The organism is Actibacterium sp. (assembly GCF_041584535.1).
Classification (GTDB): Bacteria; Pseudomonadota; Alphaproteobacteria; order Rhodobacterales; family Rhodobacteraceae; genus Actibacterium_D.
Genome location: NZ_JBFHDW010000036.1, coordinates 1 through 13,307 on the forward strand (window position 1 = coordinate 1; position 13,307 = coordinate 13,307).

General features: G+C 64.1%; 13 protein-coding genes. 4 read left to right on the forward strand and 9 right to left on the reverse strand.

What is annotated here, in order from left to right; all coding sequences use genetic code 11:
* A partial coding sequence (locus tag ABYW26_RS03150; RefSeq protein ID WP_372603320.1) for an AAA family ATPase occupies positions 1–1,626 on the forward strand: 1,626 nt, incomplete at its 5' end.
* Between the two features lie 68 nt (positions 1,627–1,694).
* Positions 1,695–2,579 carry a M23 family metallopeptidase gene (locus ABYW26_RS03155; protein WP_372603332.1) on the forward strand — a complete coding sequence of 295 codons (885 nt, stop codon included), beginning with the start codon at positions 1,695–1,697 and terminating at the stop codon, positions 2,577–2,579.
* Here ABYW26_RS03155 and ABYW26_RS03160 read toward each other — a convergent pair whose 3' ends face one another.
* The 3 genes from ABYW26_RS03160 to ABYW26_RS03170 all read right to left on the reverse strand — a co-directional run bounded on the left by ABYW26_RS03160 (position 2,580) and on the right by ABYW26_RS03170 (position 5,923).
* The gene (locus ABYW26_RS03160; RefSeq protein ID WP_372603321.1) at positions 2,580–4,121 is read right to left on the reverse strand and encodes a peptidoglycan -binding protein; all 1,542 of its coding nucleotides are present in this window, start codon (positions 4,119–4,121) and stop codon (positions 2,580–2,582) included.
* Positions 4,122–5,288 (reverse strand): biopolymer transporter ExbB, encoded by a 1,167-nt coding sequence (locus ABYW26_RS03165; RefSeq protein ID WP_372603322.1) that lies wholly within the window; start codon positions 5,286–5,288, stop codon positions 4,122–4,124.
* 83 nt (positions 5,289–5,371) lie between these two features.
* Positions 5,372–5,923: a gamma-glutamylcyclotransferase gene (locus ABYW26_RS03170; protein ID WP_372603323.1), complete on the reverse strand. Its 552-nt coding sequence runs from the start codon at positions 5,921–5,923 to the stop codon at positions 5,372–5,374.
* Positions 5,924–5,989: 66 nt separating this feature from the next.
* On the opposite strand from ABYW26_RS03170, the gene ABYW26_RS03175 reads away from it, so the two are divergent.
* Entirely contained in the window at positions 5,990–6,964 is a 975-nt protein-coding gene (locus tag ABYW26_RS03175) for a DUF2125 domain-containing protein (RefSeq protein ID WP_372603324.1), read from the forward strand.
* Here ABYW26_RS03175 and ABYW26_RS03180 read toward each other — a convergent pair.
* Genes ABYW26_RS03180 through hisC form a run of 3 tightly spaced genes read right to left on the reverse strand, consistent with a single transcriptional unit; the run spans position 6,961 to position 9,841 of the window.
* Positions 6,961–7,836 (reverse strand): extensin family protein, encoded by an 876-nt coding sequence (locus tag ABYW26_RS03180; protein ID WP_372603325.1) that lies wholly within the window; start codon positions 7,834–7,836, stop codon positions 6,961–6,963. The two genes, ABYW26_RS03175 and ABYW26_RS03180, sit on opposite strands and share 4 nt — an antisense overlap.
* A complete protein-coding gene (locus ABYW26_RS03185; RefSeq protein ID WP_372603326.1) occupies positions 7,833–8,759 on the reverse strand; it encodes a prephenate/arogenate dehydrogenase family protein in 927 nt (308 codons plus the stop codon). Before ABYW26_RS03185 ends, ABYW26_RS03180 begins: the two co-directional genes overlap by 4 nt.
* Entirely contained in the window at positions 8,756–9,841 is a 1,086-nt protein-coding gene (hisC, locus tag ABYW26_RS03190) for a histidinol-phosphate transaminase (protein WP_372603327.1), read from the reverse strand. The genes ABYW26_RS03185 and hisC overlap by 4 nt, the downstream gene beginning before the upstream one ends.
* 153 nt (positions 9,842–9,994) lie before the next feature.
* Between hisC and ABYW26_RS03195 the strand changes: the two genes are divergently transcribed.
* On the forward strand, positions 9,995–10,513 hold the full coding sequence (locus tag ABYW26_RS03195; RefSeq protein ID WP_372603328.1) for a hypothetical protein: 519 nt from the start codon (positions 9,995–9,997) through the stop codon (positions 10,511–10,513).
* A gap of 53 nt (positions 10,514–10,566) precedes the next feature.
* On the opposite strand, the gene rpsD is transcribed toward ABYW26_RS03195, so the two are convergent.
* From rpsD to ABYW26_RS03210, 3 genes are all read right to left on the reverse strand, one after another.
* Positions 10,567–11,187, reverse strand: coding sequence for a 30S ribosomal protein S4 (gene rpsD / locus ABYW26_RS03200; RefSeq protein ID WP_372603329.1), 621 nt, complete (start codon positions 11,185–11,187; stop codon positions 10,567–10,569).
* A 181-nt stretch (positions 11,188–11,368) separates the two neighbouring features.
* Positions 11,369–12,214 carry a Hint domain-containing protein gene (locus ABYW26_RS03205; protein WP_372603330.1) on the reverse strand — a complete coding sequence of 282 codons (846 nt, stop codon included), beginning with the start codon at positions 12,212–12,214 and terminating at the stop codon, positions 11,369–11,371.
* Positions 12,215–12,520: 306 nt separating this feature from the next.
* The coding region (locus ABYW26_RS03210) for a lipid A-modifier LpxR family protein (protein WP_372603331.1) at positions 12,521–13,307 on the reverse strand (787 nt) is incomplete at its 5' end.

A 13,307-nucleotide genomic window follows, 5' to 3' on the forward strand; every position in this document is an offset into this window, starting at 1 on the left:
ATCGCCGAGGGGCTGGCGAAGAAGATCGTAGAGGGCGAGGTGCCGGAGGTTCTGTCCGGCGCCACCATCTTCTCGCTGGACATGGGCGCGCTGCTGGCCGGCACCCGGTATCGCGGCGATTTCGAGGAACGGCTGAAAGCCGTGGTCTCGGAACTGGAAGAGCACCCGGACGCGATCCTGTTCATCGACGAAATCCACACCGTGATCGGTGCGGGCGCCACTTCGGGCGGCGCGATGGATGCCAGCAACCTGCTGAAACCCGCGTTGCAGGGCGGCAAGCTGCGCTGCATGGGATCGACCACCTATAAAGAGTTCCGTCAGCATTTCGAAAAGGACCGCGCCCTGTCGCGCCGGTTCCAGAAAATCGACGTCTCGGAACCTTCGGTCGAAGATACGGTGAAAATCCTTCAGGGCCTCAAGCCCTATTTCGAGGAACATCACCACATCAAATATACCGCCGACGCGATCAAATCCGCGGTCGAACTGTCGGCGCGCTATATCCATGACCGCAAACTGCCGGACAAGGCCATAGACGTCATCGACGAGGCTGGCGCGGCGCAGCATCTGGTCATCGCTGCCAAGCGGCGCAAAACCATCGGCGCGAAAGAGATCGAGGCCGTGGTGGCCAAGATCGCCCGCATCCCGCCGAAAAACGTCAGCAAGGACGATGCCGAGGTTCTGAAAGACCTCGAAGCCTCGCTCAAGCGCGTCGTGTTCGGTCAGGACGCCGCGATCGAGGCATTGGCCAGCGCGATCAAACTGGCCCGCGCCGGTCTGCGCGAACCCGAGAAACCGATCGGCAACTATCTGTTCGCCGGTCCGACCGGTGTCGGCAAAACCGAGGTCGCCAAGCAATTGGCCGATACTTTGGGGGTCGAGCTGCTGCGGTTTGACATGTCGGAATACATGGAGAAACACGCGGTCAGCCGCCTGATCGGCGCGCCTCCGGGCTATGTCGGCTTTGATCAGGGCGGCATGCTGACCGATGGCGTCGATCAGAACCCGCATTGCGTGCTGCTGCTGGACGAAATCGAAAAGGCCCACCCGGATGTGTTCAACATCCTGTTGCAGGTGATGGATCACGGCAAGCTGACCGACCACAACGGCCGGCAAGTCGATTTCCGCAACGTGGTGCTGATCATGACCTCGAACGCCGGGGCCATGGAGCAGGCGAAATCGGCCATCGGCTTTGGCCGCGACCGGCGCGAAGGTGAAGACACCGCCGCGATCGAGCGCACCTTCACGCCCGAGTTCCGCAACCGTCTGGATGCGGTGATCTCGTTCGCGCCGCTGCCGAAAGAGGTGATCCTGCAAGTGGTCGAGAAATTCGTGCTTCAGCTTGAAGCGCAATTGATGGATCGCGGCGTCAGCATCGAACTCAGCCCCGAGGCCGCCGCGTGGATCGCCGACCGTGGCTATGACGACAAGATGGGCGCGCGTCCGCTAGGCCGCGTCATTCAAGAGCACATCAAGAAACCGCTGGCCGAGGAATTGCTGTTCGGCAAGCTGGCCAAAGGCGGGCTGGTCCATGTTGGCGTCAAGGACGACAAGCTGGAACTTCGGGTCGAGGAACCGACCAAGCGTCAGATCTCAACCCGCAAGCCGCCGCTTTTGACGGCCGATTGATCCGGGTCACGGCATTTGCCCTTATCGCCCTCGCAGCGCCAGCCGCTGCGGGGGCTTTTTTGCTGAATATGCCGCTCGACTGCACCCTGAACGAAACCTGCTATATCCAGAACTATGTCGACCGCGACCCCGGTCCCGGCGCCGCCGATTACACCTGCGGCACGCTCAGTTATGACGGCCACAAGGGCACCGATTTCGCCCTGCCCTCGCTGGCGGCGATGCGCGCCGGGGTCGAGGTTCTGGCCGCAGCCCCCGGCACCGTGACCGCCACTCGCGACGGCATGCCCGACACCGGCCTTGACGGCAGCGACGTTGAGGACCGCGAATGCGGCAATGGCGTGCTGATCCGCCATGGCGGCGGCTGGGAAACCCAATATTGCCACATGAAGCTGGACAGCATCGCGGTCCAGATCGGCCAGCGCGTCACCAAGGGCACGGTTCTGGGTCAGGTCGGTCTCAGCGGCAAAACCCAGTTTCCGCATGTCCATCTGGCGGTCCGGCACAATGGCAATGTGATCGACCCGTTCCTGACCGAGCCCGCCACCTGCGACGCCACCACCCCTGGCCCCGGCCTGTGGCAACACCCGATCGACTATCGCCCCGGCGGGTTGATCGCGGTGGGGCTGAGCACCGATTTGCCCGACTATGACACCCTGAAAACCACCCCGCCCCCGACCCCGTCCTATCTGCATGCCGACAGCCCGGCGCTGGTGCTGTGGGCCTTGGGATTTGGGGTTCAGGTCGGCGATGTGATGACCCTGCATCTGCTTGGCCCGAATGGCGTTGTCATTGATCAGGAATTCACGCTGGACCGCGCACAAGCACAGGTGTTTCGCGCCTATGGCCATCGCGGCAGCGACTGGCCGATCGGGTTGTATCAGGGGCAGATCGACCTGCGGCGCGGCGATGATCTGATCGACCGCCGGGTGCTGGCGCTGACCATCACCCGCTGATTAACGCTCGGTCAGTTTCAGCTCGATCCGCCGGTTCTGCGCCCGCGCCTCGGCGGTATTGTCGGGGTTCACCGGCTGATATTCACCAAACCCGGTCGCCGCCAGCCGGTCAGCGGGAAAGCCCAATTCGTCGGTCATATAGCGCACCACCGACAGGGCACGGCCCTGACTAAGTTCCCAGTTGTCGCGATATTGCCCGCTGCCCGACAGCGGCACGTTGTCGGTATGACCATCGACGCGGATGATCCAATCGATGCTGGCGGGGATCTGGCCCGAGATATCGCGCAACAGCCCCGCCACCCGCGCGATCTGGGCCTGACCTTCGGGCGACAGATCGGCCGAGCCGGGCTGGAACAGCACCTCGGACGAGAACACAAAACGGTCGCCGACGATCTGAACGCCCTCGCGGCCGGCCAGAACCTCGCGCAGGCGCCCGAAGAATTCCGAGCGGTAATTCTCAAGCTTGGCCGCCTCGGATTTCAGGCGCTCGGCCTCGGCTTCCAGCCGCTTGCGCTCGGCCTCTTCCAGCACGGCGCGGGCGCGCTGTTCGCTGGCGACCTGCGCCAGTGCCGAGTTCAACTGGCTGCCCAGCGTTTCGATCTGAACCTTGGCCGCCACATCCTTTTGCGCCGCCGCATCCAGCAAATTCTGGATCGAGCCCAATTGCGCCCGCAATGCCGCGACCTGTTGGTTCAGTAGTTCAACCTTTCTTTGCCCGGCTTCGGACACCGCCTTTTGCTGATCCAGTTCAGCCCGCGCCACCGCCAGCAAAGCGGCGTTCTTATCCGCCTCGCTAAGCTGCTGCGCCTCGGCCTGATCGGCGGCGGCCCGTGCTGCGGCCAGCAGGGTCAGCGTGTCTTCGGCCTTTTTGCGCTGTTCCTCCAGCGCCAGCGTCATCGCGGTCAATTCGTCGGTCGCGCCTTGCAGCCGCGCACGCAGCGCCTCGGCGGCGGCAGCTTCGGCCAGACGCGCGGCCTCTTCGTCGGACAGCTTGGCCTCAAGATCGGCAACCTGCCCGCCCAGCGCCGCTTGTTTCTCGGCCGCGTCGCGGCGCAGATCGGCGACCAGCGCCTCAAGCGCATCGCGGCGGGCGGCGGCCAGACGTGCGGCCTCGGCCTGTGCATCGACTTCGGTGCGGGCCTGCGTCAGCGCCTGCTCCATCTCGGCCCGCTGCACCAGCAACCCGGCGACCTGCGTTTCGAATGTGGTGATCTGATCGCGGGCCTCGGCCACCTGCGCATTCAGCGAGGCAATCAGCGCCGACTGCGCATCGGTTTCGGCTCTGGCCGCCGCCAGCCGGGTTTCCATCTCGGCCCCGCGCCGCCGTTCCAGACCCAGCGCATCCGCCAGCGCCGACAGCTCAAGGTTCAGTTCGTTCAACTCGGTTTTCTGGCCGGTGATGGTTTCGCGCAGCATGAATTGCACGATCATGAAGATCGACAGCACGAACATCAGCACCAGCAACAGCGCCGTCATCGCATCGACGAAACCGGGCCAGATCGAGGCCTGAAACCGTTGTCCTGTCCGCCGGTTCAGGGCCATCTAGCGGCCCTCGTCCTGCCCTGTGGCGTGGCGCAGCACCTGTGTCAGCACCGCCAGATCGTTGCGCAATTCGGCAAGGGTTTCCTGCCGCCCGGCCGAGATTTCTTCAAGAATGCGCAGCAATTGCACGTCCATCGACCTTAGCCGCATCCGGCTTTCGGCATCGGCGCTGGGGGCGTCTTCAGTGAAATGGTCGGTCATCAGGGCGATCAGCCGGTCCTGCCCTTCGGCAATGCGGTCCAGCGTCGCCGTGGCACCGCTTTCGCTGTCCAGCCGTTGCGCCAGTTGCCCGATCACCCCGGTCAGCTGTTCGAACCGGGCGTCCGCCGCGGCGGCATCGGCGGCGCTTTGGGCCTGTGTGGTTTCCAGCAGCACCGCGATCTGTTCCAGACCGCCAGCCAGCGCCCCGACCTCGGCCCCGTCACCATCGCCGCTGGAGAACCCCAGCCGGGTGATCGTCGACAGCCATTCCTCAAGCTCGCGGTAGAACCGGTTCTGACCGTGGCCCGCGAACAGTTCCAGCAGGCCAACCACCAGCGACCCCGTCAGACCCAGCAGCGACGACGAAAACGCCGTTCCCATGCCGCCCAACTGCGCCTCAAGCCCGGTCATCAGGCGGCCAAAGACCTCGACCCCGCCTTCGCCATCCGAAGGCGCCAGCGACCGGATCGTATCGACCACCGCCGGAACCGTGGTGGCCAGCCCGTAGAACGTGCCCAACAGCCCGAGAAAGATCAGCAGGTTGACGATATAGCGGGTGATGTCGCGGGCTTCTTCGATCCGGGTTGCCACCGAATCCAAAATAGACCCGGCCGAGGTGGCCCCGATCTGCATCCGCGCGCCCCGTGTCCGCAGCAACGCCGCCAGCGGCGCCAGCAAGCGCGGTGCGTGCATTCCATCGCGGACGGATTTGTCTCGGGCGAACCCCTCGATCCAGTGGACCGAGCTGATCAGTTGCAGCACTTGCAGGAAACAGGCCACGACCCCGACGGCAAACACCAAAAGGATCGCGCCGTTCAGGTAGGGGTTGGATAAAAACACCGGCGCAACGCGCGGATAGGCGACATAGGCGCCAAAGCTGAACAGGCCAATGACGACAAGCATCATCAGAATCTGTCGCACCGGTTGCGAAAAATGCGGCTCGGCCTCGCGTTCGGTGATGTCCATCAGACGGCCCCGACCCCTGTTGTTCTTGGCCAAAGTCTAGGCGATGCGATGGGCTGTCACAACACGCAATCTTGGCGCGTGTTTCAGGCCCCTGCTTCGGTCAGAATCTGCCGCACGCGGGCTGTCAACCAATCCAGATCCGGATCGGCAATGCCCAGTTCGACCAGATGCCCGGCGGTGTTGAACAGGTATTCGCTGTTCGGCCCGCGCCCGCCATGAGCATGGGCGATGATCCGGGCCTGTTCGTCCAACGGGATGCCGCCGCAATACTGAACGTGATCGGGGTCGATGATATAGGTCACCGCCCGCACCTGACCGCCGCTGCGCAGATCAAGGTCCAGTTCGGCCTCAAGATAGGCGGACGAGATCAATTCACGCTCGCGCAATTCGGCCAATGTCTGATCCTCGGTGCCGGGCTGAACCCGAAAGGCCAACCCCTGACACGAGGCCTCGGCCGCCGCATCCAGCGCCAGCACCAGACCGGGCTGTTCGACCGTGCCGCGATGGTGGATCGAGCGCATGCAGAACGAGCGGTGAAATCCCTCCAGCCGGGCGATCTGACGCTCGGCCACCGGGAAACCGGGGTTCCACATCAGCGATCCATAGCCGAACACCCACATTTCCGCTTGCCGCATTGCTCTGGTCCTCTCTCTATGCCCCCTGTAAACACCAGCAGGACGCTAAGGGAAAGGGGCCCCGGAATGCGCAAGTTGATTGTTCTGGTTATCGTGGTCGCCGCGCTGTGGGGTGGCTATTGGGCCATGGCCGCACGCGGGGTGAACCGGGCGCTGGATGCGGGCACCGCGGCTTTGCAGGCGCAGGGCTGGACGCTGGACTATTCCAAGCGGGCGCTGAATGGCTTTCCCAGCCGACTGGACACCAGCTTCAGCGATCTGCGGCTTGCGCCGCCGTCCAAGGCGGTCACATGGCAGGCGCCGTTCTTTCAGGTGCTGACGCTCAGCTATAAACCCAACCACCTGATCGCGGTCTGGCCGCAGCGGCAACAGCTTCAGACCTATGCCGGGACCTATGATCTGGCCACCAGCGATATGCGAGCCTCGGCGGTGTTTCAGCCCGACACCAGTCTGGCGCTGGATCATGGCAACGCGGTGATCAAACAGCCCGTGCTGACCCTGCCGCGCGGCCAGAGCCTGAGCGCGCAAGAGGTCCGGCTGGCGATCCGCCAGATCGGCGGCGATCCGACCCGGCACGAGGCGGCGCTGGAACTGGACGGTTTCGATATCCCGGTGATGTGGCTGCAACAGGCCGGGTTCGGGGCCGAGGCGCCGACGGTTCTGACCCTGCTGCGGATCAACAGCGAGCTGACCTTTGACCGGCCGCTGGATCGCACCGGCGTCGAGACCGGCACGCCGGCGGTGCAAAGCTGGACCCTGAAAAGCCTGCAACTGACGTGGGCGGACATGACCCTGAACCTGACCGGCACCTTGACCCCGGATGCCAGCGGCGCCTTGTCGGGCGAGGCCACGCTACGGGCGACGCATTGGCGCAAGCTGCTGGGCCTGTGGCCGATGACCGAGGAACAACGCGCCCGGCTGATGCTGGCGCTGGGGGCGCTGTCTCCGGATGGCACCACGCTGGAGCTACCGGTGCGGATGGCGCAGGGACAGGTTCTTGTAGCGGGCCTGCCCGTGGGACCGGCGCCGCGCCTGCCTTAACGGCAATAGGGACCCGAGCGATATCTGGCCGTGTCCAGATGGAAATGGTCTTGATGATACTGGTCCGATTTCGGCCCCAGAACCGTGCCGAACGGCCCGCAGGCCGCCTTGTGCATCTGGCTTAGCATCTTGCCCTTGGCGCCAGTGCCCCAATCGTCAGCCACCGTCAGCCGCAGCCCGTTGTTCAGATTGACCGCCGAAATGTCGATCGCCTTGCCCTTGCCATGCTCCGAAATCTTCGCCCCCGGCTGGCTGTTGCGGGTGCGGCAGGAATAGCTTGAGGCCACCGACAGCGACTCAACCCCGCCGCCCTTGCGCCCGACCACCGGCTTGACCCCGTCCTTCAGCCATTTCTTCAGCGCCTTGGCGGTGGTGCAATCCATCGTCGCTGGCTGAGACAGGCGCACGCCGTCGACCTCGGTCACTTCGACCGGGTCCGCGACGCCGCAACCCTGCACCTGAGCGGGGATCGGCGACAGCTTGCGCCCCCGGATCGAACTGTCGCCACAGATCGCCCCCACCGGGCCCGAGGTCACGCCCCTTGGCTGGGTCTGGACGCTGGCGGCGGGGATCGGTTGCGCGCTATTGCCCGGACGCGGGCGCGGCATCAGCGATGTGGCGACACCGGCATGGGCGGCCATCGAGAATGACATACGGTGCGACACCGGCGCGCCGGGAATTGCCGGACGGGCGCGCGGGCGCACGGCATCCGCCGGGGGACCGAAGATCGGCAAAAGCCGTGGCAGGGATTTGTTGGCAGCCACCAAGGGCGGGCGCGCTTTAGGCACCAAGGACTGCCGGATCGCGGCCTCGGTCGCATCTGTTCCCGCCACAAGGGCGGCAAAGCTGAGTATTACGGCAAAGCGCTTCAACCCTCGGCCTTTTTATGGACCCGCCCGAAATCAGGCGCGTCAGTATCCTGCCCGGCCTCGATGATACCACGACGGATGGCCCGTGTCCGGGTGAAATAGGCGTGCAGGTGGTCGCCGTCGCCGGTGCGGATCGCCCGTTGCAGCGCGAACAGCTCTTCGGTGAAGCGGCCCAGAATTTCCAACGTGGCGTCCTTGTTGTTCAGGAACACATCGCGCCACATCGTCGGGTCGCTGGCGGCGATCCGGGTGAAATCGCGGAACCCGGCAGCCGAGTATTTGATGACTTCGCTATCGGTCACCCGACGCAGGTCGTCGGCGACGCCGACCATCGTATAAGCGATCAGGTGCGGCGTGTGGCTGGTGACGGCCAGAACCAGATCGTGGTGTTCGGCGTCCATCTCGTCGACATTGGCGCCCATGCCTTCCCACAGTGCGCGCAACTGCGCGGTGGCGGCGGGGTCGGTGCCGTCGACCGGCACGATCAGGCACCAGCGGTTGTCAAAGAGTTCAGCAAAGCCCGAGCGCGGGCCGGAATGCTCGGTGCCCGCCAGCGGGTGCGCCGGGATGAAATGCACGCCTTCGGGGATATGCGGCTGCACAGCGGCGATCACCGCCTGCTTGACCGAGCCGACATCCGTAACCGTCGCGCCGGGCTTCAGATGCGGACCGATTTCAGCCGCGACCGCGCCCATCGCGCCAACCGGAACCGCCAGCACAACCAGATCGGCGCCCTGCACGGCCTCGGCGGCGGTATTGACCACGCGATCGCACAGGCCGATCTCGGCGGCAATCGCGCGGGTTTCGGCCGAACGGGCAGTGCCAACGATTTCGTCCGCCAGACCGGCGCGGCGCATGGCATGCGCCATCGACCCGGCGATCAGGCCCAGACCGATCAGCGCAACGCGGTTGTAGATCACGCTCATGCCGATTGCCCCTTGAAGGTGCGCACCGCATGGGCAACGCGGCGGCAGGCGGCCTCGTCCCCGACGGTGATCCGCAGGCAGTTCGGCAGACCATAGCCCGCGACATGCCGCACGATGATGCCTTCGTTTTTCAGGAAGGCGTCACAGGCCAAAGCTTCGTCCGCCGATGCGAACCGGGCCAGCACGAAATTCGCGGTCGAGGTGTCCGAGGGCACGCCCAGTTCCGCCAGCGCCTCGGCCAGCCACGCCCGCATCCGGGTGTTCTCGGCGCGGCATTTCTCGACATATTCGACATCGCGCACTGCGGCCTCGGCGGTGGCCATCTGGGTTTCCGACAGGTTGAACGGCTGACGGATACGGGTCATCACGTCGATCAATTCCTGCGGGCCATAGCCCCAACCGATCCGCAACCCGCCCAGACCGTAGATCTTGGAAAAGGTCCGGGTCATGATGACATTGTCGCGGCTTTCAACCAGACCGGCGCCGCCGTCGAAACCTTCGACATATTCGGTATAGGCACCGTCATGCACAAGGATCGCGCCCTTGGGCAGGCCATCGGCCAGACGCGCGACCTCGTTCCCGCCGATCATCGTGCCGGTGGGGTTCGCCGGATTGGCGATGAACACGATCTTGGTGTTCTCGGTGCAAGCCGCCAGAATCGCATCGACATCGACGGTGCGCTCGCGCTCGGGCACGCAGACCGGGGTCGCGCCGACCATATGCGCAAGGATCGGATACATCGAAAAGCCGTGTTCGGTGTGGATGATTTCGTCACCCGGACCGGCAAAGGCATGGGCCACGAATTGCAGCACCTCATCCGAGCCAACGCCACAGATGATCCGGTTCGCGTCCAGCCCGTGCACCTCGGCAATGGCGGTGCGCAGCGCGGCGTGGTCAGTGTTGGGATAACGATGCAGCTTGTGGACCGAACGGGCAAAGGCCTCTTTGGTCTTGTCCGAAGCGCCGAACGGGTTCTCATTCGACGACAATTTCAAGACATCGGTCTTGCCCGCGATATGAGACTGCCCGCCCTGATAGAGCTTGATCTCCATAATCCCCGGCTGAGGCGTAATGTCAGACATTGGTCCACTCCTGTTTGTCGTTTCAATACCCAGCGCGCATCGCCAATGCCAGATGGAAACATGCGGGCGCGCGCTGGCTGTTGCGAAAAAGCCGGTGGAAACGGTTGATTGGCAGGCCGGTTTGCGGGAAGAGCAAGGCAAAGGAACCCGCGAATGACCACATGGCCCCAGCTGACCCATGACTGTAGCGCCTGCGCGGCGCTGTGCTGTCTGGCGCTGGCCTTTGACCGGGGCGACATGTTCGCCATCGACAAGCCCGCCGGGTTGCCCTGCCCGAACCTTGGGCCGGGCGGTGCCTGTTCGATCCATAACGATCTGACCGCCAAGGGTTTTGCTGGCTGTGTCGGCTATGGCTGTCAGGGCGCCGGTCAGCGCGTGACGCAGGAGCTGTTCGGCGGCCAGTCATGGCAGGATCAGCCCAAGTTGGCGCAACCGATGATCGAAGCGTTTCGCGCGCTGCGGCAGGTGCATGACCTGCTGGCAATGCTGCGCGCCGCCGAGGCGCTGCCGCTGAACGACGCACAGGCCGCCCGCCACCGCGATCTGATCGCGGCGCTGATCCCAACCGAGGGTTGGAGCACGGCCGCGCTGGACGCGTTCCTGACCGGCCCCCTGCCCGCACAGGTGCAGGCATTCTTTACCTCGCTGCGCGACATCGCCCGGCAGAAATGAAAAAGCCCGCCAGATGGCGGGCCTTCCCATAAATCGTTGTGGATCGGCGAAGATTAGTTCTTCGCGTAGAATTCCACGACCAGGTTCGGTTCCATCATCACCGGATACGGCACGTCCGACAGGGTCGGGGTCCGGGTGAAGGTGGCGGTCATTTTCGAGTGGTCGGCTTCGATGTAATCCGGCACGTCACGCTCGACCAGTTGCACGGCTTCCAGAACGACAGCCAGTTGCTTGGAACGATCACGCACTTCGATCACGTCGCCTTCCTGGACGCGGTACGAGGGGATGTTCACGCGCTTGCCGTTCACCTTGACGTGGCCGTGGTTCACGAACTGACGGGCAGCAAAGATGGTCGGCACGAATTTGGCGCGGTACACGACGGCGTCCAGACGGCGCTCGAGCAGGCCGATCAGGTTTTCACCGGTGTCGCCTTTGACGCGCTCGGCTTCGCCATAGATGCGGCGGAATTGTTTCTCGGTCAGGTCACCATAGTAACCCTTCAGCTTTTGCTTGGCGCGCAGCTGGATACCAAAGTCCGACAGTTTGCCTTTGCGGCGCTGGCCGTGCTGGCCGGGGCCGTATTCACGACGGTTAACCGGGGATTTGGCGCGACCCCAGATGTTTTCACCCATCCGGCGGTCAATTTTATACTTGGCAGACGTGCGTTTGGTCACGGCTGAACTCCTTCTTAGGGCGACGCCTTGCGGCGTCTATGAAGGGCGTTGTCCTTTCCCGTTTCCGGGAGACAGGCATCCCCTTGCGAGGGCCACCAACACCAATGAAAACCCGGCCATTGCGGGCCGGGATGCGGGGCTTATACAGCCCGATCTTGCAGAGTCAATGCCGCAGGCCGTCCTAATGCTGCAATATCGCCGCTTCCGAGGCATTCAGATTGCGCCGCGCGAAACCGCCGTAAAGGAACGGGTCGGTGTCGATGCCGGGACAGCGCTCCAACAAACCGGCGCGCTGATCCGGTGCGATCGTGTCCAGCGAGGTATGGGCCGGGTGAAAGCTTTCGGCTTCGACGCCATTTGCAAAGATCACCTGATGGCGCTCCAGCAGGATATGCACGTAGGTCACCGAGCGCAGCTTGTAATCGACCGTGATCGAGCGGTCGTTCAGCAGGTCTTGCGCGGCAACCAGAACCTCGGGCGTCTGGAACAGCATCTGCGCCGCCCGGCCCTTGATCAACAAACGGTGGCGCGGCGAGACGATCAGATCCTCGTCCGGTCGGCCAAAGCCCAGCGCCCCGGCCCGCACGCGGATCGGCCGCAGATGCGGCATGGCGAACAGGCGGGCGCCGGTCATGGTGCGGCTGCCGGTCCACAGCACCGGCTGCGGGCCATCGTCCAGCGTCGTCAGGTAATCGCCTTCGCGCAGGTCCTGCACCGGGCGCCGCCCTTGCGGCGTGTCGATCATCGTGCCAGCCGCAAAGCAGATCACCCGGCTTGCGTCGGAGTGGCGCGGGCTGGGCGCAACGTCTTCGGCCAGCACCCGAACCACCCACAGATCCACATCCTGCGGCGGCAATTCATCGACGAACATCAACAGCGGCGGACGCCCCTCGCCCACCGGAACCTCGGTCGCGGTAAAGCTGTGGCGGCCATCGGTCACCACGAAGCCGCGATCGGGCAAATCGGTGTCGGGTTGATCATGAATGGTTTTCAGCGGGTCCAGCGCCGCGCCCACCAGACGGTGCACACTTTTCGCCACCCGCTTGCGAAGATCTGCCTTCCCCCGCGCATCTTTCAACAGCAGAAGATCCATAGGACCATCCAGCCGCGTGGCTTGCCCCACGCGCCGCCAGACCGAACCAACGGCCAAAGCGGTTAAAGGTGCTGCCCGCACCCCGTCTACTTCTGTTTGCGACCAGGGAATGACAAACGTGCCACGAAAGCCCGTTTCCATACCTATGCCTGCCTCGATATCTTTTTTTATTGGCAGGACGTTAGCACGGGTTCTTCATTTTGGCAATTCTGTGATTCGCCGCCCGATGCGGGCCGTGGATCAGAAACTGAAGCGCAGGTTCAGCGTGCCCAGCACCTGACTTTCGGGTTGGGCCGAGAATTCCTTGCCCATCCATGTCATGCCATAGAACACCCCGAATGTGCTGCCTTCCCAATTGACGCCTGCCCGCAGGCGGCTGCGCGCATTGGTCAGGTCATAGCCCTGCGAGGCGGGCAGATAGGCCGAATGCGCGACATAGGCGACATCGCCGCCCAACAGAAAAGACACGCCGTTTTCGGCGCTGTGGGTGGTGTTGTAAAGCTGCCCGGTGATGCCATCGCGGACCATCAGATCGCCACGGCCCATATCGCCAAAGATCAGGTCTCCGCCAACGCGGACCAGCGTTTCCGCCCCGGCCTGAACCTCGACAAACGGGCGCGAGGTCATCGTGCCGCCCAGCGAGAACGGCATCGTGGCGCTGGCAACGGCGGTGGGATAGACCGCGTTGCCGATCTGGTTCGAGGTCGCGGGCTGCGGCGACGGTGCGTCCAGAACGCTGTGCGCCCATTCCTGAAAGCCGGAAATGCCGGTTTGCGGCCCGACGGCGACCAGATCGCCCCCGACCGCGAAATCGACCAGCCCCGGCGAGAAATGCGTATGCAGGCCAAAGGACAGAACCCCGGCATAGCGGCGGTCATTCTTGGCCGGCGCGGTCAGGCTGGCCGGCGCGATGATCTGGCTTTGCAGGCGGTATTCCAGCAAATCGCCAAATCCGCTGGGCAGGCCGCCACCCCATTCCGGGCCTTTGACCATGCTGACCGTATACGACCCGCTGCGCCAGCGGTCG